This window comes from Catenisphaera adipataccumulans (assembly GCF_014202755.1).
Taxonomy (GTDB): domain Bacteria; phylum Bacillota_I; class Bacilli_A; order Erysipelotrichales; family Erysipelotrichaceae; genus Catenisphaera; species Catenisphaera adipataccumulans.
Window position 1 is genome coordinate 75,987 of sequence record NZ_JACHHK010000005.1, and the last position, 19,831, is coordinate 95,817.

A 19,831-nucleotide genomic window follows, 5' to 3' on the forward strand; every position below is an offset into this window, starting at 1 on the left:
CAATAAAATCAGCGGTATCAACACATTAACATGTTATTTTTCCCTGAACAACCATATTGCTTTCATCACATACAGGTTACATGTCATGGGAACAATTTAAAAAATATTTATTTTATTTTTATTGAATGGAAATATATGTATGATATAAAACAGTAAAAGCTCAAAAGTAAAGCACTCCCATAAAAGAAACATAATAATAGTTTATAATAGCTATATTCGTTGAAACCGTTCGTTTCTAGACGATATATCAAGATATTGATATAATATTTCAGAAAGAAGAGATAGTATGAAAGATAAAAAACTGCGGATCATCATGTATTCCAGTGCAGATAAAGTGGCCGGTCAGGGAGTCGGCAGCGCATACGAAGAACAAGTGCGTCTGATCAAGGAAGGCGCTTCCGATCTATTTGATGTGGAGATCAATAACTGGACCAAGAAACCGGATATCCAGCATTTCCATACCGTTGATCCTACTTTCTATGCGAAGATGCAGGATAAAAAAGCCTGCAATATTGCCTATTGCCATTTTCTGCCTGACACACTGGAAGGCAGCATCAATATTCCGAATTATGCGATGAAAGTCTTTAGCTCTTATGTCGTCAGTTTCTATAAAAGTGCAGACCGTCTGGTCGTCGTAAATCCGAGCTTTATCGATGATTTGGTGGATTTCGGCATTCCGCGGGAACGGATCTACTATATCCCGAACTATGTATCCAAAGACGAGTTCTATAAGAAAAGCCGGCAGGCACGAAAACAGCTGCGCGAACATTTTGGCTTCAAAGAAAATGATTTTATTGTCTTTGATGCCGGCCAGGTACAGACCCGTAAAGGTGTCCTGGATTTTGTGGAAGTTGCCGAACAGCTGCCGGACATTCAATTTGTCTGGGCAGGCGGCTTCTCGTTCGGTAAGATCACCGATGGGTATGAGGAATTGAAAAGAGTACAGGAAAATCCGCCGAAGAATGTCCATTTTTTAGGCATCGTGCCGCGGGAACAGATGAATGATCTCTATAATATTGCCGATGTGCTCTTTATGCCAAGCTACAATGAATTATTCCCGATGACGATCCTGGAAGCCGTGAACTTACACGTGCCGCTGGTTCTGCGTGATTTGGATCTTTACAAGGATATTCTGTTCGATCATTATCTCAAAGGAGATAACAATACAGAATTCAAAGAAAAAATTGAGTCCCTGTATAAGGATAAAGAACTGTATGCACAATATCAGAATGAATCCAAAGCCATCAGTGACTTCTATTCGAAAGAACATGTACTTTCGATGTGGCGTGAATTTTATTTGAGTGCCTACAAAGAAAAGCAAGATGCTTTGCTTGCCAAAAAGAAAAATAAAAAGAAAAAGAAGAAAAACAAATAAAAAGGACCATCTATGAAAAAACAGAAATATCTCCTGAACGTCCTGTTGATCTTAGCACTGACCTTGGTCGTGCTGTGGTACACGTTGAAGGACAACTACAAAGAAGTGATAGGAGCCATCAGACAAATGAATCCAGCCAGTCTGCTTCTAGTTTTACTTTGGGGAGCTCTTTTTACTGTGGTTTGGGGAATGGCGTATGTAATCTTAGGCAGGAAATATGTGCCGGGGTATAAGATCCGCAGCGGCATTGCGGTCGCATTTATCGGCGCCTTTTTCTCGGGAATTACGCCCAGCAGCACTGGCGGACAGTTCGGTCAAGTATATGTGATGAAAAAACAAGGCATCGCGATCAAAGACAGTGTCAGCCTGCTTTGGGCCGATTTTATCGTTTATCAGACGACGATGATGGTTTATGTAACGATCCTGTTTCTGCTGAAATACGCGTATTACAGTGCGCAGTCAGCCTGGTTCAATATCATCCTGCTCGGTTATCTGATCAATCTGCTGGTTATATTGGCACTTTATACCGTGGCGCTGTTTCCGAAAGCTTATATCAAATTTACCAATTGGCTGGCAAAATTTTTAAGCCGGTTCAAATTCATCAAAGATCCGGAAAAAACCGTGCAGTCCTGGACCCTGCAGATGACGCAGTTCACCAGTGAGGTGAAGCAGTTATCCAAAGATAAGAAACGCATCGCATTCTGCACGCTGGTCAACATTGTCCGTTTGACCCTGCTGTATACCTTGCCGTATGTGATCGCGGTCAGTCTGCATATTCCGATACGCACGGATCAAATCGTTGATGTCATGGCACTGTCCAGCTTTGTGCTGATCGCCAACAGTTTTATTCCGATCCCCGGCGCCAGCGGCGGAACGGAAATTGTTTTTTCGCTGCTGTTCGGCGGTTTGATGGGAAAATTGACAGGTGCAGTCATGGTCCTGTGGCGTTTTTCCACGTTCCATGTCGTACTGCTGATCGGTGCGATCATCTTTGCGTTTGTCAAAAATAAATATGACCGCAAGAAAGATCTGCCGCAAATGGAGGAGGAATCATCATGAGGATCGGTATGTTTTCCGATGCTTATTTACCGGATATCAATGGTGTCGTTTCCAGCATCGCTACGCTGAAAGCAGCACTCGAAAAACTAGGCCATACGGTTTTTGTCATTTCCAACCATAAAGGGGTGGCAGCCGAATACGATGAAGAAAATCATATTCTGCGTCTGCCGGGCATCGAGTGGAAAAAAATGTACGGTTATAAGATGTCCAGCCCCATTCAGATCGCGGGCGAGGAATACGTGCGGAAAATGGACTTAGATGTCATTCACGTACACACGGAAGTCGGGATCGGCGTTTTTGCGCGTCAGACAGCCAAAAAACTGCATATCCCTGTCGTGTATACGTACCATACACTGTATGAAGACTACATGCACTATGTGAATCCGCGTCATATACCGACGATCGATAAATATGGCAAGAAGGCCATCCGCTTTTTTTCCAGACAAGCAGGCAACGGCCCGCAGGCCGTCATTGCTCCAAGCAATAAAACCAAAAAAGCATTGGAGCGCTATGGCGTGATCACACCCATATATATCGTTCCGACTGGTATTGATTTAAGCGAATTTAAACGGGAAAACCTGGATGCGGATCGTATCCGTGCCACACGTGCTGCCTGCGGCATGCGCGAAGAAGACCATGTGGTCGTCTTTGTCGGCCGGATCGCGAAGGAAAAATGCATTGAAATGCCGATCGAATCGTTAAAATATACGCAGGATCGATCCATCAAATTGGTCATTGTCGGCGGCGGTACGGACATGAAATTTTATCAGGATTTGGTGAAATCTTATGGACTAGAAGATCGTATACACTTTACCGGCCGCATAGATAAGCAGGATATTGCCTACTATTATTCTGCCTTTGATGCATTTGTCTCTGCTTCATTGAGCGAGACCCAGGGCATGACTTATCTGGAAGCACTGGCCAGCGAAGTGCCGGTCTTCGGCCGCCGTGACGAAGTGCTCGACGGACTGGTAGAAGAAGATGTGACCGGCTATTATTTTGATGACGCTCATGAATTGGCGGAAAAATTTGACCGGTTCTTTGCGAAAAGCGAGGCTGAACGCGAAGCGATGCGCCCGGCATGTCTGGAAAAAACCAAACCGTACGATACAGAACTGTTTGCCAATAAGGTCCTGGCTGTTTATAAACAAGCCATCGATGACTATAACATGGCTTATATTGTAGATAAAATGCATTTTCTTGATGATTTTGTCCAACTGACCGTACGTCGCAAACGAAGCAATGCTGAACCAATGAACATCCTGGTGCCGGAGGAAGATGTCTATGCGATGAAGATCTCCGTCAACACGATGCTCGACAGCTATTACATTGAAAACTATCTGGCGATGCAGGAATTCTACAAAGCGTTCCGCATCGAAAAGCGTCGTGTCGCAGCCCAGGATTACACGTGCTATGAAATCAAACGTCACTGTATGATGTATCTGAATCTAGAAGAAGATCTGGCTGATGCCATCGTGGCGACGTTGAGCGAGCGAAATCTGCTGGATGACCGCAGGTATGCCGAAAACAAAGCAGAAGTCTGGCAGGCTTACGGCATGAGCAAGAAAAAGATCCGGATGCGCCTGCGGAAAAAAGGTGTGCCGGAAGAATACATCGATCTGGCTGTTGATACGCTGCCGGATGATATTGAGGAAGAAAATGCCAGAAATATGGCCAAATCATTGGTCCGTACGATCCATGCGCAGTCGCAGCGAAACGGCCGGCAGAGCCTGATCCGAAAGCTGGTCAATAAAGGATATACGTATGATATAGCTAAAAAAGCCGGCGAAAGCGTAACATTGGACCTGGATGAAAAGGAAGCGCTGCAGGAAGCGATCGAAAAAGCAAAACGCCTGTATGCCAGCTATGAGGACGAGTCAAAACGCCTTCAGAAAATTCGTTTATATTGTATGAGAAAGGGATTTACTTCTTCGCAGATCGAAGAAGAATTGGAGAGTGAAGCTACGAATGATTAAAGATATTCATGAGGAAGGAAAAATCAAAATAAACGCATTGATCACGAAATGCGATGTGGGAAAGACAGCCAAAGGCAACCCGTATTTATCCATGACTCTGCAGGATGCCAGCGGCATTCTGGATACGAAGTATTGGAATCTGACCGAAGAGCAGATCAAGACTTTGCATGTCGGTATGGTCGTGGAAGCCGTTGGTGATGTGATTTTCTACCGCAATGCCTTTCAGCTGCGTGTTCATAAAATGCATGAACTGCCGGATGAAAAGATCACGGACTATGTCCGCCGGGCTCCGGAAAGCGATGTCCAGCTGCATCAGGATGTTGCAGATCTGCTGAATCAGATGAATGATGAAACGTTGTACATGATTACTTCAACGATATTGGAACGTTATGAGGAAACGTTCTATACCTATCCGGCCGCAACCAAGAATCATCATAACTATGTCGGCGGCCTGGCTTTTCATTCCGTGACCATGGCAAAGGAAGCCCTGGAGATCTGCGGCCATTATCCATGGCTGAACCAGGATCTGCTGATTGCCGGATGCCTGCTGCACGATGTGGGCAAGACCATCGAATTGTCGGATCCTGTCCTGCCGGAATATACGATTAAAGGCAACTTGATCGGCCACATCAGTCTGGTCTACAACATCATTCACGATACAGCGAAAGAACTGCACGTAGATGAACAGGAAAACGTCATGCTTCTGGAGCATATGATCCTGTCTCATCATGGCAAGCATGAATTCGGTTCGCCGGTGCTGCCGATGATCCCGGAAGCGGAAGTGCTGACCTTATTGGACAATTTAGATTCACGTATGTTCATGATGAAACAGAGCCTGGATGCGACCAAGCCGGGAGAGATCGGACCGCGGGTCTTTGCGCTGGAAAACCGTATGATCTATCATGCCGGCAAGGAGGAAGACCAATGAAAGTAGGCTTTGTTTCTTTGGGATGCTGCAAAAACCTCGTCGATTCGGAACAGATCCTGGCGATGTTAAAAAGCGAAGGCCATGAGATCGTCGGCGATCCGAAACAAGCCGAAGCGATCCTGATCAATACCTGCGGCTTTATTGTGCCGGCAAAAGAAGAATCGCTGAAGACGATCTTTGAAATGGCGCAGTATAAGAAAAAGAACTTGAAACGTCTGATCGTCTGCGGTTGTCTGGCCCAGCGTTACCAGCACGAGCTGGAAAAGGAAATTCCGGAAATCGATGCGGTGATCCCGATCCGCGATTACGACCATTTAGCACAGCGGCTGAAACCGCTGCTGGGGGAAGGCGACCAATCGCTGATGGCAAAAAGCGAACGTGTACTTTCGGGCAATCCTTGGCAGGCCTACATCAAAATCAGCGACGGTTGTTCGAATCACTGTGCGTATTGTGCCATTCCATTGATCCGCGGGGAGCAGAAAAGCCGTCCGATCGAAGATATTCTGAAAGAAGCGGAATTTCTGCAGTCGATCGGTGTCAAAGAACTGACATTGATCGCGCAGGATACGACGAAATATGGTTTAGACAACTATGGCGATTATAAATTGGGCGAACTGATCCGCCGGATCGATGCGCTTGATTTCCACTGGATCCGCATCCTATACATGTATCCGGATGAAATCGTAGATGATGTCCTGGAGGCAATGAAAAACAGCCGCCACGTCCTGCCGTATTTTGACATCCCCATGCAGCATGCCAATGACCGTCTGCTGAAAGCGATGAACCGGCGCGGCACCAAAGCCGATGCGCTTGCCCGCATCAAACAGATCCGTTCGATGTTCCCGGACGCAACGCTGCGTACAACGATGATCGTCGGATTCCCTGGTGAAAGCGAAGCCGACTTTGAAGAACTGATGGACTTCGTGAAAGAAGTCCGCTGGGATCGTTTCGGCGCGTTCATATTCTCGAAAGAAGAAGATACACCGGCCTATGACATGATGCCGGAAGTGCCGGCAGAGATTGCTCAGGAACGCCTGGATCGGCTGATGGCGCTGCAGAAAGAAATCTCGCATGAAAAAAATCAGGAAAAGATCGGCCGTCTGATCGAAGTACTTGTGGAAGAAAAAGATGCGCTGCACAATACGTATCATGGCCGCAGCCGCGCAGATGCGCCGGACGGTGTAGACGGACAGGTCATTTTCACAAGTGATCATGATATTGAACCAGGCACATTTGTCATGGTTGAAGTGACCGAAGCACGGGATTACGATTTGGTGGGAATATGCAGAGAATCGTAGGACTGGATCCGATCGTGCATGATCAGGACCGCATCTTGATCCTGGGATCGATGCCCAGTGAAGAAAGTCTGCGGCAGCAGGAATATTATGCCAATCCGACGAACCGTTTCTGGAAAGTGCTGGGAACGATTTATCAGATGCCGATCGAAGATTATGATCAGAAAAAGCAGATCCTGACCGCTGCGAAGATCTCCCTTTGGGATATTTGTCATTCCTGCACCCGCTATAAAAGCGCGGATGCGACGATCAAAAATGTAGAACCGAATGAAATTCCCGTACTGGCAGGAGATAAAAAGATCATCTGCAACGGGAAAACGAGTTATAATACGTTAAAAAAATATTTTCCGGAACTGGCAGAACGCGCGGCTGTCTGTCCTTCGACATCGGCTGCCAATGCCCGCTTCCGGCTGAATGATTTAATTGAAATCTATCGAAAGGAGCTGCGATGAAGACACTTTATTGGGCAAAAATAAAACCAGATGCCATTGTGCCGCAAAAACGCCGCGAAGACGCCGGCTATGATTTGTATCCATGTTTTGAAGAACCATATATGGAAATCAAACCGCATGAAACGAAAATGGTTCCGTTAGGCGTAGCCAGTGCGTTTGATGCGGATTACGTGATGATCTTGAAAGAACGCGGATCCACGGGAACCAAAGGCATGGCGCAGCGTGCCGGTGTCATCGATTCCGGATATCGCGGTGAATACATTGCGCCGGTGACAAATGTGAATGATGTACCGTTACGCATCGTAAAGAAAGAATATATGCCGCAGATGCCGGAAGGCATGATCCTCTATCCGTATGAAAAAGCCATCTGCCAGGGAGTGCTGTTGAAAATGCCGCATCCCGAATGCAAAGAAATCTCCTATGAAGAACTGCAGCAGATGACCTCCAAACGAATGAAAGGCAAGCTGGGCAGTTCGGGAAAATAAATGTAAAGCGACTTCTCCTAGAGAAGTCGTTTTTTTATGATCAATCGGCTGTTTGGGAAAATCTTATAAGGGGTCTTTAATTTATCTATAACGAAGAGATTGACTTTTATCTGTATTATAGTGTATAAATCCTATATAAATAGTATGAATTAGGAGGGATTGTATGAAATACGCAACATTAGCAATACACGGCGGAGTACGGGCACAGCAGGATGTCAAAGGGGTCAATGTCCCCATTGAATTATCTACGACATTTGCCCAGCCGTCTTTATCACAGCCGCAAAAATTTGAATACGCCCGCGGCAACAACCCGACCCGGGCGTATGTGGAGTCCTTGATGGCAGAGCTGGAGCATGCAAAATACGGTGTGGCTGTCTCCAGCGGCATGGCCGCTACAACATTGGCATTCGGTATCCTAGAACAGGGCGATACTGTCTTACTGAACTCGAATGTGTACGGCGGTACGTATCGATATGTTTCGAACTTATTCAAGAGGCATGGCATTGCTTATCATATGGTGCGCGATTTTAACTCTTTGCGCAAAGAAGATCTAAAAGATGTACGGGCGCTCTTTATCGAAACGCCGAGCAATCCATTGCTTGAAGTATATGACATTGCACATTTGGCCGAATTGGCCCATCAGACAGATACCTTGTTGATCGTGGACAATACGTTCATGACTTCCTATTTTCAGCGTCCGCTGGAACTGGGTGCCGATGTGGTCGTTTATTCGGCAACCAAGTATTATGGCGGCCACTCGGATGTGATCGCCGGCTTTGTCTTGACCAACAATGACGCATTGAATGAGCAATTTCGCTTTTTACAGAATACCTACGGCGGGATCTTATCCCCGTTTGATTCGTATTTGATCGCACGGGGAATCAAAACGATGCCGCTGCGGCTGGAAGCATCCCAAAACAATGCGTTGGCGCTGGCAAAAATGTTAGAAAAAAGCGATGCCGTCGATGCGATCCATTATCCTGGCCTGGCAAGCCATCCCCAACATGAACTGCAGACAAAACAAGCCTCTGGATATGGCGCCGTCTTTTCGATCCTTTTATCCGAAAAATATGATTTGGATTCATTCTTGGACCATCTGCAGATTTTTGATCTTGCGGTCAGCCTGGGCGGTGTGGAATCGCTGGTCTGCCGGCCGGCAACGATGACGCATGAATCATATGATCCGGCCCTGCAGAAAGAGATCGGTATTGATCAGCGTTTGATTCGTTTTGCGGTCGGCGTGGAGGATATAGAAGATTTAAAGGCAGATATTACACAAGCCTTGGAGGAGAGCAGAAAATGAAAAATTTACGGAGATTGATCGCTGTCATCACTGCGGTAGTGCTCGTTCTGCCGCTGGCAGCCAGCGGCGTACAAGCCAAAACCACAAACCAATGGACAGCGATAAAAAAAGAAGGAAAACTCGTTGTGGGAACAGAAAGCGCCTATTCGCCGTTTGCTTATTATGATGATGACAACAAATTAACGGGATTTGATGTCGAAGTCGCAAAAGCCATCGGCGATGAGCTCGGCCTGGATGTCGAATTTGTCACCAGCGATTGGGATGGTTTGATCGCCGGCTTGGATGCAAATAAATATGATGTGGTCATGGACCAGATTTCCATCACCAGCGCGCGCAAGAAGAAATATGCGTTCAGTACGCCCTACACCTATTCGTATGGTGCACTGATCGTTTCGGAGGATAATGATGATATTGATTCTTTCGATGACTTGGACGGTTTGACGACCGCACAGACAACGACATCCAACTGGGGAAAAATGGCAAAAAAGAATGGTGCTACAATCAAAGAAGTATCCGGCTTCAGCGAAGCCATTCAGCTGGTCGAACAAGGCCGGGCGGATGCAACCATCAACGATAACGTCACCTATTTGGATTATAAAAACCAGCAGCCAGATGCGAAGGTAAAAGTGGCCGCATTGAGCACAGATGTCAGCCGCAGTGCTGTGATGATCCGTAAATCTGGTTCATCAACTTTGCGTAAAAAAATCAATGCAGCCCTCAAAAATTTACAAGAAGACGGAACATTATCGGAAATTTCCAATAAGTATTTTGGCTCAGATGTCACCCAGGCGGACAGCTAAATGAATACAGAAGTTTTGCAGCTTTGGAAAGAATCATTCTGGACCATCCTGCAGCCAGGCCTGCAGTATACAATTCCTTTAACGTTGGTGTCTTTTGGCCTGGGGCTGCTGATCGCCATTCTTTCCGCCTTATGCCAGGTCGGCAATGTGAAAGTCTTCAAGCAGATCTTTCAGCTTTATGTATGGATCTTCCGCGGTACGCCGCTGTTGGTGCAGCTGTTTATCGTGTTTTACGGACTGCCGAACATCGGCATTATGTTGGAGGCGATTCCTTCCGCGATCCTGACATTTTCCTTAAATGTCGGTGCCTATGCTTCCGAGACGATCCGAGGTTCTATTTTAGCGGTTGATACGGGGCAGAAGGAAGCGGCCTATGCCTGCGGCTTCACATATGCGCAGACAATGTACCATATTGTTTTGCCGCAGGCGATCAAAAATAGTATCCCGGCTTTGTTTAATACTTTTATTGGTCTGGTAAAAGACACATCATTAGCAGCGAATATTACCGTCGCTGAGATGTTCCAAGTTACCCAGAATATCGTGGCGCGGACCTATGAGCCTTTGTGGTTATATATCGAGGTGGCATTTATCTATTTGATTTTCTGTACAGTATTAACACGAGTACAAAAATACATCGAGGCACGTTGGAACTTGAAAGAAGGTGCAGTATGATCCAGCTGAAGCAAATTACGAAATCTTTTGGGTCACATAGGATCTTAAAAGGCATCGATCTGCAGGTGGAAGACGGCCAGACGCTGGCGATCATCGGTCCTTCCGGCTCGGGCAAAAGCACTTTGCTGCGCTGCCTGAATCTCTTGGAAAAACCAGACGGCGGTATCGTGCAGATCGGCGCCCATCGTTATGACTCTTCCCATATTACCAAAGAAGAAATGTTGGAATTTCGGCGGGCAACGGCCATGGTATTTCAGGGATTCAATCTTTTTGCGAATCAATCTGTGATCAATAACATCATTTTACCTCTGCGTGTGCGTAAAAAATGCGATAAAGAAAAAGGCCGTGAAATTGCCTTACGTCTGTTAAAACAAGTAGGGCTTGCCGATAAGGCAGATGCTTATCCCAGCCAATTATCCGGCGGTCAGCAGCAGCGGGTCGCCATTGCCCGCGCTCTGGCCCTGCAGCCGGAAGTGATCTTGTTTGATGAACCGACCAGTGCACTGGATCCGGAATTGGTCAATGGAGTCCTTGATGTGATCCGTTCGATCCGGTCAGAAACGATGATAAAAATTATCGTCACGCATGAGATGTCCTTTGCCCGGGATGCTGCGGATGCCGTTATCTTTTTAGAAGACGGACAAATCATCGAACAGGGAAGTGCGCATGAGGTATTTGATCATCCCAAGCAGGAACGCACAAAAAAATTTTTACAGAATTTTCAGCGCGCATAGCGCTTTTTTTATGTTTAATCGATCGAAAATAATTCTCAAATCATATCGAAAAGCGAAAAATTGGTTTTGAAAAAAGTGCAGAAATATTACTTAAAATGTTTGCATTTGTTTTGTGACTGTGCTATATTTAAAAAGCACTGAATGTGAAATGCGCCCATAGCTCAATTGGATAGAGCGTTTGACTACGGATCAAAAGGTTGCGGGTTCGACTCCTACTGGGCGCGCCATTTATTTTTTTTGAAAATAAGCGGGACGTAGCACAGCTTGGTAGTGCACCTGATTTGGGATCAGGGGGTCACAGGTTCAAATCCTGCCGTCCCGACCATCTACGGCTGGATAGCTTAGTTGGCTAGAGCATCCGGTTCATACCCGGAAGGTCGTGAGTTCGAGTCTCACTCCAGCCACCAACTGGTTTTGGACCCTTAGCTCAGTTGGTCAGAGCATCCGGCTCATAACCGGCGGGTCGTAGGTTCGAGTCCTACAGGGTCCACCAATATATATAAACTTCCTTACTTGGAGAAGTACCCAAGTGGTTGAAGGGTCCGGTCTTGAAAACCGGTAGGTCGTTCGCGCGGCGCCTGGGTTCGAATCCCAGCTTCTCCGCCATTTATAAAATTTATATTCACATCGCGGGATAGAGCAGTCTGGTAGCTCGTCGGGCTCATAACCCGGAGGTCGTTGGTTCAAATCCTTCTCCCGCAACCAAGTGGTCTCATAGCTCAGTTGGTAGAGCAAGGGACTGAAAATCCCTGTGTCGTTGGTTCAATTCCGACTGAGACCACCACCTGACGTTAACCTTTGTATTCACAAAGGTTTTTTTTGTATAATGAAATTATGTTAAAGAAATTCTATTTAGGCGGGGCATCCGCCGCAAATCAATGTGAAGGCGCCTATCGCATCGAAGGCGGCGGGGATTCCGTTGCCGATCATGTCACAGACGGAACGAAAGATCGTCCGCGTCTGTTTACACGCGCACTGGCGCCGGGCCTGCATTATCCTTCCCATCATGGGATCGATTTTTATCATCATTTCCGTTCGGATATCGACTTGCTTGCAGACGCCGGCATCAATATGTTCCGCTTCAGCATCACCTGGGCACGGATCTTTCCGGACGGCAGGACGCTCAATCAAGCGGGTCTGGACCATTACACGGCGATCATCGATGAATTGCTCCGACATCAGATCGAACCGCTGGTGACGATCAGCCATTGTGACGTGCCGTATGTCCTGGCCGAAAAGGGCGGCTGGGCCAACCGGGAGATGATCGATCGTTATTTAAATTACTGTTCTGTTTTGATGCATGAATGGAAAGGCAAAGTACATTATTGGCTGCCTTTCAGTGAGATCAACATTCTTGAAAACGGCACCGGCGACATCCTTTCCGGCGGTCTGCTGCCAAAGAAAGATCAGCCGGCATTTGCGCCCTCCGCGTCTTTATCCCGTCGTTTCCAGGCGTTGCATCACCAGTTTCTGGCCTCGGCGCAGGCGGTCATGCTTGCCCATACCATCGATCCGGAGAATCGGGTCGGATGCATGGTGGCGGCCTCAGTCATGTATCCGCTGACTTGTGCGCCGGCAGATGTGATGAAAACGCAGCAGATGATGATGCGTTCGAACTATTTCTGCGGTGATGTGCTTTGCCGCGGCGCGTATCCATCTTTTGCCAAGCGCATGTTTCAAGAACAAGACATCACCATTCAAACGGATCCATACGATGATGTGATCCTGCAGAACGGCACAGCGGACTTTTTCAGCTGCTCTTATTATATGAGTTCTTGTGTGACTACTGAACAAGGGCATGCCAAAGCCATCGGCAATATGGCCCAAGGCGTTGCCAATCCGTATATTCAAGCCTCGGACTGGGGCTGGCAAAGCGATCCGATCGGTCTGCGCTATTATTTGAATGAAATCTATCAGCACTACCAAATTCCGATCTTGGTTGCCGAGTGCGGTGTCGGTCTGCCTGATAAAGTCGAGAATGGTACGATCCATGATGCGGGCCGCATGCGCGCTATGGACGAACATCTGGCAGCTGTGCGTGAAGCCGCTGCGGACGGGGTCGATGTGTTTGGATTTCTTTTCTGGGGCTTGATCGATTTGATCTCTTTGAGCACCGGACAGATGAGCAAGCGCTACGGCATTATTTATGTCGATGAAGCGGATGACGGTTCGGGTTCGTTCCGGCGGATCAAAAAAGATTCGTTTGATCATTTCCGGGAAATCACGGAGAGTCTGCGTTGACTTTCGGTCGGGATTCGGTATGATGGAATGAAAGGATGGGGTGATCGCAATGGCAGAAAAAAATAAATTGATGATCAACGGACAGTCGGTGACCATTTATCCATGTGCACAAGCAGACCGGCCTGTCATTTATTTAAATGAATTTCAGGGGGACGGACAAGGAGTGTATGAGCGTCTGAAGAAAGACGGCGATCTGCCTTGTTCATTGATCGTGATCTGTTCCGACGACTGGAACCGGGACATGTCACCGTGGGAAATTCCTCCGGTCATGAAAAACGATGCTCCGTATACCGGCGGTGCCGATGCGTACATTCGGTTTCTGTTCGATCAAGTCATGCAGGCAGCGGAACAATACGTTCCCGGACATGCGTGCTGGCGCGGTCTGGCAGGTTATTCGCTGGCTGGACTGTTTGCGGTCTATTCCTTATACCGGGTCGATGTATTTGACCGGATCGCTTCGGTCTCCGGGTCCTTGTGGTATCCGGGATTTCAAGAATATGTGCAGACGCATGACCGGAAAGGAGAGCCGGAAGCGGTGTACTTTTCTTTGGGCGATACCGAAAAGAAAACGCGCAATCCATATATGAAAACGGTACAGGACTGCACGCAGGCAATTTATGAAGAATTTAAGAAACAAAAGATCCATACGACCTTTGAACTGAATCCGGGCAATCATTTTCAAGATCCCGACGGGCGGCTGGTCAAAGGTATCCAATGGTTATTAACCGGTCATTGACCGGTTTTTTTAATAACCGAGATTTTCGATTGTTTTCATGGCTTTATTTTTATTTTTCTTATATGTGCCGCAGTAGATCAATGTATCGTCAATGCGGGACACATACATGTACAAATTATTAACAGTCAAGGAAAAATGGGCCGAATTCTGGGCGCTGACCGAATTCTTTTTCTTGTTTTTGCCGGACGGATACTGATCCTCGATTTTGGAGACCATACGATCGTAGACATCGATGCAGGCATCGGAAGATTCAAATTGATAATATTCGATTTGGTAATCTTTATTTGAATTCGCTGCCACCAAAACACTGATCGCATGGGCTTGTGTCGTTGTTTCTTCGGTTTTATCGGTAATGCTGTAATCTTCCTTTTCCATGGCTTTGCGGAATTCAGACGGCGAAAGAGCTGTTTTCTTCGAACAGCCGGCTGTTCCGAGTGCCATGAACAGACAGATCGTCCACACAGCCAAAGATCTCAGTTTTATTTTCATAGGCCTCTCCTCACAATATTCATTTTTGATTATATCACAGTCGTTTCAAACTTTGGTATACTGTAAGAAAGCAGGAGAGAATTATGAGTGTCTGGCGCTATGTGATCAAAGATATCATCGAAAAATTCAATCAGCGTTCCATTGGAACGTATGCCTCTAGTACTGCGTTCTTTCTGCTGCTGTCGATCGTACCGCTGCTGATCTTATTTTCCAGTGCTTTTACCGCAGCAGGACTGACCAAGTCGCTGATCATGGATCTGCTGTCATATATTCCGCCGCTGGAATCGAATGAGCTGGTCGAACGAATCATCAACGAAGCCTTTCAGATCTCGTCCAACACCTTGCTGCCGGCTACGGTCGTTGTTCTGATCTGGTCCTGTTCACGCAGCATGCTGGCGCTGATTTATGGTTTGAATATGATCTACGGCATCAAAGAGACAAAGAACTATTTTTACTTGCGCTTTCTGGCCACGCTGTATACGTTCCTGCTGATCTTGTTGTTTATAGCCATGTTCGTGCTGATGGTCTTTGGTAATCTGATCATCGACCTGATGTCTGAGAACTTATCCAAGCTGCGCTTTGGTTTCATGATCGCTTATCAATTCCGTTACCTGATCATCATGATCGCCGGTATTCTGATCGTTACGCTGATCTATAAGCTGGTTCCCAATGAACGGCATGATTACTTGCTTCAGGTACCAGGTGCGGTCTTTACGATGATCGCGTGGATCATTTTGACCGCGTTTTTTTCCTTGTTCGTGGATGCCACGACCTACAGCGCTTATTACGGCAGTCTGGCCGTGACGATCATTGGAATGATGTGGATCTATTGGTGTATTTATCTGATGTTGGTCGGGGCATTCATCAATTACTATTTTGAAGATATATTTTACTACGGGTTGTTTAACTTAAAACGAAAACTATTCCGCAATCGCAGGGGAGTGAGAAGAAATGGCCGAGAGATATGATTCATTGGCAGCCGCGCTTCAGGCTGTTCATCCGGCCTCGCCGCTGTCTTCACAAAGCCGGGTCGGCGGCGGCGATATCAATGAAGCGTATGTTCTGCATTTTGAAGACGGTACATCCTTATTTATGAAACAAAACCGGAAGTCCTGCCTGCCGTTTTTTGAAACGGAGATCCGCGGGCTGGAAGCCATGCGGCAGACCCATACGATCCAGATCCCGAAACTATTCGGATATGGAACGGACGGCATTCATGCTTTTTTGTTGATGGAATGTCTGGACGGCGCAAGGCGGATCCCGGGTTTTTGGGATGTATTTGCCCGTGAACTGGCCGATATGCACAAGGCGCCGACGGAAGCATTGATTACCGGGTTTGGTTTTCCAACGGATAATTTTATTGGTTCAACACCGCAGGTCAATCAGCCTTGTGATTCATGGATCGAATTTTTCCGCTCACAGCGTCTGCTGCCGATGATCGAACGGACAAAGGATTATTTTGACGAAAAAGAACTGCGCCAGTTGTATGAACTGGCCGGCCGGGTGTCAGAATTTCTCGTAGAGCCAATCAAACCTTCGCTGCTGCATGGTGATCTTTGGGCCGGCAATTTCATGACCGGACCGGACGGCAAGGCCTGGCTGATCGATCCGGCGACATATGTCGGTCATGCCGAGGCGGATATTGCGATGACAGAGCTGTTCGGCGGGTTTCCAAGCGAGTTTTATCGGGCCTACCGAAAATACGGGCTCATGCAGGAAGGGTATGAAAAACGCCGGAATTTGTATAATTTATATCATCTGCTCAATCATGTTCATTTGTTTGGGTATGGTTATGTACCGCAAGTAAATAGAATTGTACATCAATATTTAAAAAGTTAAGTATTTGTTAAATGAATTGTATTTGAAATCGAGTTTCGATATAATTTAATTAAGAAATGCGTTTAAGGAGGGAAATTATGCATACTCGCGAAGAAATGAAATCCAAAGCGAAGGCAAATTTCAAACGAAATTACTGGCCGGCGGTATTGGCCAGTCTGGTTGTACTGCTGACGGATACGATTTATCTGTTTACAGACAATGCCAGCTACAGTTTAAACGGGACCGACATTACAGAGGACATTCAGATCCTGCAGATCCCGACGGCTGTAGCGTTTATTGCTGGAGTTTTATTGTTAAGACCGCTGTTGGTCGGCGGCAAGAAGTTCTATTTGGAAAACCGGGAAAAGAATGCGCGGGTCAATTTGATCGTGATGGCATTCAAGACCGACTATTGGAACATCGTCTGGACGATGCTGCTGCGAACGATCTTTACATTCCTGTGGTGCCTGCTGCTGGTCGTACCAGGCCTGATCAAAATGTATGCATACCGGATGGTGCCGTACATTTTAGCTGAAAATCCGCATATCTATGCACATGATGCCTTGAAAATGTCGGAGGACATGATGAAAGACAATAAAGGACGCCTGTTCATGCTGGATCTGAGCTTTATTGGCTGGCTTTTGCTGGAACTCATTACCGGCGGCATAGTCGGAATTTTCTATGCGAACCCGTATATGGATTCAACTTATACAGAATTTTATCTAGCGGTGAAGGAAGAAAAAGGAATTGATCCGGCAACTGCACCGATTGCGGTTTAAACAATTCGGCGCTGTTCTATTTGCTGTTGTTTGTATATTCGGCTGCCTCAGGCAGCCGATTTATGCGTATAATGAACAGCCCGAAGGTATTCCGGCCTATACCGGCAGTGCTTCCGTTGAAGTGGATAATAATGTTCCTTCTTTTAAAAAAAGTGAACTGAAAAAGTCGTCCTATAAAAAATTTAAACCGCTGGATGAAGAAGGACGCTGCCAGGCCGCTTTAGCCGATATTGGACTGGACTTAATGCCCACAGCCAAGCGCAAAAGCATCGGTATGATCAAGCCATCCGGCTGGCACCTGGTCAAGTATGACAATATTGATGGGAAATATTTGTACAACCGCTGTCATTTGATCGGCTACCAGCTGTGCGGCGAGAATGCCAATGCCCGCAATTTGATCACCGGCACACGTTATATGAATGTCGATGGAATGCTGCCGTTTGAAAACCAGATCGCTGACTTTGTGGAAGCCACGGAGCAGCATGTGGCCTATCGGGTGACCCCGATCTTTATTGGTGACAACCTGGTCGCCAGCGGCGTGGAAATGGAGGCCCAGTCCGTAGAAGACCATGGTTCCGGTCTGCAGTTTGATGTCTATTGCTACAATGTGCAGCCAGGCATCGATATCGATTATGCGACGGGCGACAGCCAGGCACAAGCACAGGAAACAGCTGCTGCACCGGATGCGGACCAGGATAAGACCTATGCGTATATTTTAAATAAAAATACCGGCGTCTTTCATCGCCCGGAATGCCGGAGCGTTTCGTTGATGTCGGAAAAGAATAAAGAATATTATAACGGTACACGGGCGGATGCCATTGCGCAAGGCTACCGTCCGTGTCAAAACTGCGATCCATAAGAAAAGGCGTCCTTGTTCAGGGCGCCTTTTCACGAGGAATCATTAAGATAACTGAATATGGAGTTTTTTATGAACAATTATTTTGCTTCATTATATTTCAAAGCATCACTTCCTTGGTCACCGGAAGAAATACGAACGACATTCTGTACATCGTAAACGAAGACTTTACCATCGCCCATATGTCCGGTATATAAAGCCTTACGAGCCGTGTTCACAACCAGTTCAACTGGTACATCGTGGACAACGATCTCTGCTTTTAACTTAGGTAATAAGTTCATCATGACCTTAGCACCACGATAGTAGGTTGTCTGTCCTTTCTGGACACCGCAGCCCATGACTTGTGTAACCGTCATACCCATGATGCCAATGCGGTCCATGGCAGCCTTTAAAGCATCGAGCTTTTCAGGCTTCGTAATAATAACAACTTTGGAAATACCTGTATGCGTGCTTTCGTCCTTTGTCGGAACGGCTTTTTCCATTGAAACTTCCGGAGCCGTGTCGACCATGACGCCCGTATCGGCACCAGTATACGATTCGTTGAATGCGAATCCTGCGTAAGCCGATTCCAAACCATGTTCGGTACGATCCAAACCAACCAGTTCAGCTTCTGGATCAACACGTAATCCAACGGTTTTATCGATCAATTTAAATGAGATAAACATTGTTACTGCAGTCCATGCACCGATGCAAAGCAGACCAATGATCTGGACACCTAACAAGTGTGCACCGCCGCCGTAGAACAGACCTTGCGCTTGCGGCATCGTATCGGTTCCGCAGGCAAACAATCCAACACAGAGCGTACCCAGGATACCATTGCACATATGAACGGCAACCGCACCGACTGGATCGTCGACTTTCAGCTTGTAATCCAGCAGCCATACACCAAATACGACTGTGAAGCCAGCTAAGATACCGATAATAAAGGCACCAAGCATATCGACCGCATCACAGCCAGCGGTGATCGCAACCAAACCAGCCAGCGAACCATTCAGGCACATACCAACATCTGGTTTACCATATTTGATCCAAGTAATGATCATGACCGTAACAGTTGCGACTGCCGGGGCAACGGTCGTTGTTCCGAAGATCGTCGATAACTGTGTGCTGTTCACTGCTGCGGCACCGTTGAATCCGTACCAACCGAACCATAAGATGAAACAGCCTAAGGCACCAGCTGTCAAGTTATGTCCTGGAATACCATTTGGAGATCCATCTTTATTGAATTTGCCGATCCGCGGACCTTCCATCCATGCACCGATCAATGCGGTCAAGCCGCCGACGTAGTGGATGCAGGCCGATCCGGCAAAGTCATGAAATCCCATCTGCGACAGGAAGCCGCCGCCCCAGACCCAGTGGGCCTCGATCGGATAAACAACCAAACTGATCACAAAACTGTAAATACAGTAAGATAAGAATTTTGTACGCTCGGCCATCGCACCGGAGACAATCGTTGCAGCGGTAGCACAGAAGACCAAGTTGAATACAAAGGATGACCAATCGGTTCCGGCAAAGTTGAACAATGGGTTTTCGCCCCATCCAATCAATCCGCCGACATCCTGGCCCATTAAGAAACTATAGCCGACGATCAAGAAAGCGACTGTTCCCAAACAGAAATCCATCAGGTTTTTCATTAAGATATTACCAGTGTTTTTTGCACGGGTAAATCCAGCTTCGACCATGGCAAATCCGGCTTGCATAAAGAAGACCAATGCGGCACCGATCAAATACCAGATCCCGAAGACTTGAGATAAAATCTCAGCTTGCATACATATTTCCCTTCCTTTCAGATGAAACATCAAAAAAGGCGCTTTCATCTCAATGAAAGCACCT

At 46.9% G+C, this 19,831-nt stretch carries 19 protein-coding genes and 7 tRNA genes; 24 read left to right on the forward strand and 2 right to left on the reverse strand.

Going from position 1 to position 19,831, the window contains the following annotated elements:
• Positions 1–286 precede the first annotated feature (286 nt).
• The 20 genes from HNQ47_RS07185 (at position 287) to HNQ47_RS07280 (ending at position 14,056) form a co-directional block, all read left to right on the forward strand.
• Positions 287–1,375, forward strand: coding sequence for a glycosyltransferase family 4 protein (locus tag HNQ47_RS07185; protein WP_246346113.1), 1,089 nt, complete (start codon positions 287–289; stop codon positions 1,373–1,375).
• A 12-nt stretch (positions 1,376–1,387) separates the two neighbouring features.
• On the forward strand, positions 1,388–2,434 hold the full coding sequence (locus tag HNQ47_RS07190) for a lysylphosphatidylglycerol synthase transmembrane domain-containing protein (protein WP_183328722.1): 1,047 nt from the start codon (positions 1,388–1,390) through the stop codon (positions 2,432–2,434).
• Complete coding sequence (locus HNQ47_RS07195) at positions 2,431–4,410, forward strand: RecX family transcriptional regulator (RefSeq protein WP_183328723.1); 1,980 nt, start codon at positions 2,431–2,433, stop codon at positions 4,408–4,410. The genes HNQ47_RS07190 and HNQ47_RS07195 overlap by 4 nt, the downstream gene beginning before the upstream one ends.
• A complete protein-coding gene (locus tag HNQ47_RS07200) occupies positions 4,403–5,338 on the forward strand; it encodes a 3'-5' exoribonuclease YhaM family protein (protein ID WP_183328724.1) in 936 nt (311 codons plus the stop codon). Before HNQ47_RS07195 ends, HNQ47_RS07200 begins: the two co-directional genes overlap by 8 nt.
• Positions 5,335–6,636 carry a 30S ribosomal protein S12 methylthiotransferase RimO gene (rimO, locus tag HNQ47_RS07205; RefSeq protein WP_183328725.1) on the forward strand — a complete coding sequence of 434 codons (1,302 nt, stop codon included), beginning with the start codon at positions 5,335–5,337 and terminating at the stop codon, positions 6,634–6,636. Before HNQ47_RS07200 ends, rimO begins: the two co-directional genes overlap by 4 nt.
• Positions 6,621–7,085, forward strand: a complete 465-nt coding sequence (locus tag HNQ47_RS07210) for a DNA-deoxyinosine glycosylase (protein ID WP_183328726.1) — start codon at positions 6,621–6,623, stop codon at positions 7,083–7,085. The genes rimO and HNQ47_RS07210 overlap by 16 nt, the downstream gene beginning before the upstream one ends.
• Positions 7,082–7,570, forward strand: coding sequence for a dCTP deaminase/dUTPase family protein (locus tag HNQ47_RS07215; protein ID WP_183328727.1), 489 nt, complete (start codon positions 7,082–7,084; stop codon positions 7,568–7,570). Before HNQ47_RS07210 ends, HNQ47_RS07215 begins: the two co-directional genes overlap by 4 nt.
• A gap of 163 nt (positions 7,571–7,733) precedes the next feature.
• On the forward strand, positions 7,734–8,873 hold the full coding sequence (locus HNQ47_RS07220; protein WP_183328728.1) for a trans-sulfuration enzyme family protein: 1,140 nt from the start codon (positions 7,734–7,736) through the stop codon (positions 8,871–8,873).
• Positions 8,870–9,673 (forward strand): transporter substrate-binding domain-containing protein, encoded by an 804-nt coding sequence (locus tag HNQ47_RS07225; protein WP_183328729.1) that lies wholly within the window; start codon positions 8,870–8,872, stop codon positions 9,671–9,673. The genes HNQ47_RS07220 and HNQ47_RS07225 overlap by 4 nt, the downstream gene beginning before the upstream one ends.
• Positions 9,674–10,345 carry an amino acid ABC transporter permease gene (locus HNQ47_RS07230; RefSeq protein ID WP_183328730.1) on the forward strand — a complete coding sequence of 224 codons (672 nt, stop codon included), beginning with the start codon at positions 9,674–9,676 and terminating at the stop codon, positions 10,343–10,345.
• Positions 10,342–11,079 (forward strand): amino acid ABC transporter ATP-binding protein, encoded by a 738-nt coding sequence (locus HNQ47_RS07235; protein ID WP_183328731.1) that lies wholly within the window; start codon positions 10,342–10,344, stop codon positions 11,077–11,079. The genes HNQ47_RS07230 and HNQ47_RS07235 overlap by 4 nt, the downstream gene beginning before the upstream one ends.
• Positions 11,080–11,229: 150 nt before the next feature.
• Positions 11,230–11,306: transfer RNA gene (locus HNQ47_RS07240), tRNA-Arg, on the forward strand.
• Positions 11,307–11,327: 21 nt separating this feature from the next.
• A tRNA-Pro gene (locus HNQ47_RS07245) sits at positions 11,328–11,404 on the forward strand.
• Between the two features lie 5 nt (positions 11,405–11,409).
• Positions 11,410–11,486 (forward strand) — tRNA-Met (locus HNQ47_RS07250).
• Between the two features lie 9 nt (positions 11,487–11,495).
• Positions 11,496–11,572: transfer RNA gene (locus HNQ47_RS07255), tRNA-Ile, on the forward strand.
• A 22-nt stretch (positions 11,573–11,594) separates the two neighbouring features.
• Positions 11,595–11,685, forward strand: a tRNA-Ser gene (locus HNQ47_RS07260).
• A 22-nt stretch (positions 11,686–11,707) separates the two neighbouring features.
• A tRNA-Met gene (locus HNQ47_RS07265) sits at positions 11,708–11,784 on the forward strand.
• A 3-nt stretch (positions 11,785–11,787) separates the two neighbouring features.
• Positions 11,788–11,863 (forward strand) — tRNA-Phe (locus HNQ47_RS07270).
• A gap of 50 nt (positions 11,864–11,913) precedes the next feature.
• Entirely contained in the window at positions 11,914–13,320 is a 1,407-nt protein-coding gene (locus tag HNQ47_RS07275) for a glycoside hydrolase family 1 protein (RefSeq protein WP_183328732.1), read from the forward strand.
• Between the two features lie 49 nt (positions 13,321–13,369).
• Positions 13,370–14,056, forward strand: coding sequence for an alpha/beta hydrolase (locus HNQ47_RS07280; protein ID WP_183328733.1), 687 nt, complete (start codon positions 13,370–13,372; stop codon positions 14,054–14,056).
• Between the two features lie 9 nt (positions 14,057–14,065).
• On the opposite strand, the gene HNQ47_RS07285 is transcribed toward HNQ47_RS07280, so the two are convergent.
• Positions 14,066–14,545, reverse strand: a complete 480-nt coding sequence (locus HNQ47_RS07285; RefSeq protein ID WP_183328734.1) for a hypothetical protein — start codon at positions 14,543–14,545, stop codon at positions 14,066–14,068.
• A gap of 83 nt (positions 14,546–14,628) precedes the next feature.
• Between HNQ47_RS07285 and HNQ47_RS07290 the strand changes: the two genes are divergently transcribed.
• From HNQ47_RS07290 to HNQ47_RS07305, 4 genes are all read left to right on the forward strand, one after another.
• Positions 14,629–15,513, forward strand: coding sequence for a YihY/virulence factor BrkB family protein (locus HNQ47_RS07290; protein WP_183328735.1), 885 nt, complete (start codon positions 14,629–14,631; stop codon positions 15,511–15,513).
• Entirely contained in the window at positions 15,497–16,384 is an 888-nt protein-coding gene (locus HNQ47_RS07295) for a fructosamine kinase family protein (protein ID WP_183328736.1), read from the forward strand. Before HNQ47_RS07290 ends, HNQ47_RS07295 begins: the two co-directional genes overlap by 17 nt.
• Positions 16,385–16,461: 77 nt before the next feature.
• Positions 16,462–17,142, forward strand: coding sequence for a DUF975 family protein (locus HNQ47_RS07300; protein WP_183328737.1), 681 nt, complete (start codon positions 16,462–16,464; stop codon positions 17,140–17,142).
• Positions 17,111–18,001: a DNA/RNA non-specific endonuclease gene (locus HNQ47_RS07305; RefSeq protein WP_183328738.1), complete on the forward strand. Its 891-nt coding sequence runs from the start codon at positions 17,111–17,113 to the stop codon at positions 17,999–18,001. The genes HNQ47_RS07300 and HNQ47_RS07305 overlap by 32 nt, the downstream gene beginning before the upstream one ends.
• A 77-nt stretch (positions 18,002–18,078) precedes the next feature.
• Here HNQ47_RS07305 and HNQ47_RS07310 read toward each other — a convergent pair whose 3' ends face one another.
• Positions 18,079–19,767, reverse strand: coding sequence for an ammonium transporter (locus HNQ47_RS07310; protein WP_183328739.1), 1,689 nt, complete (start codon positions 19,765–19,767; stop codon positions 18,079–18,081).
• Between the last annotated feature and the right edge of the window lie 64 nt (positions 19,768–19,831).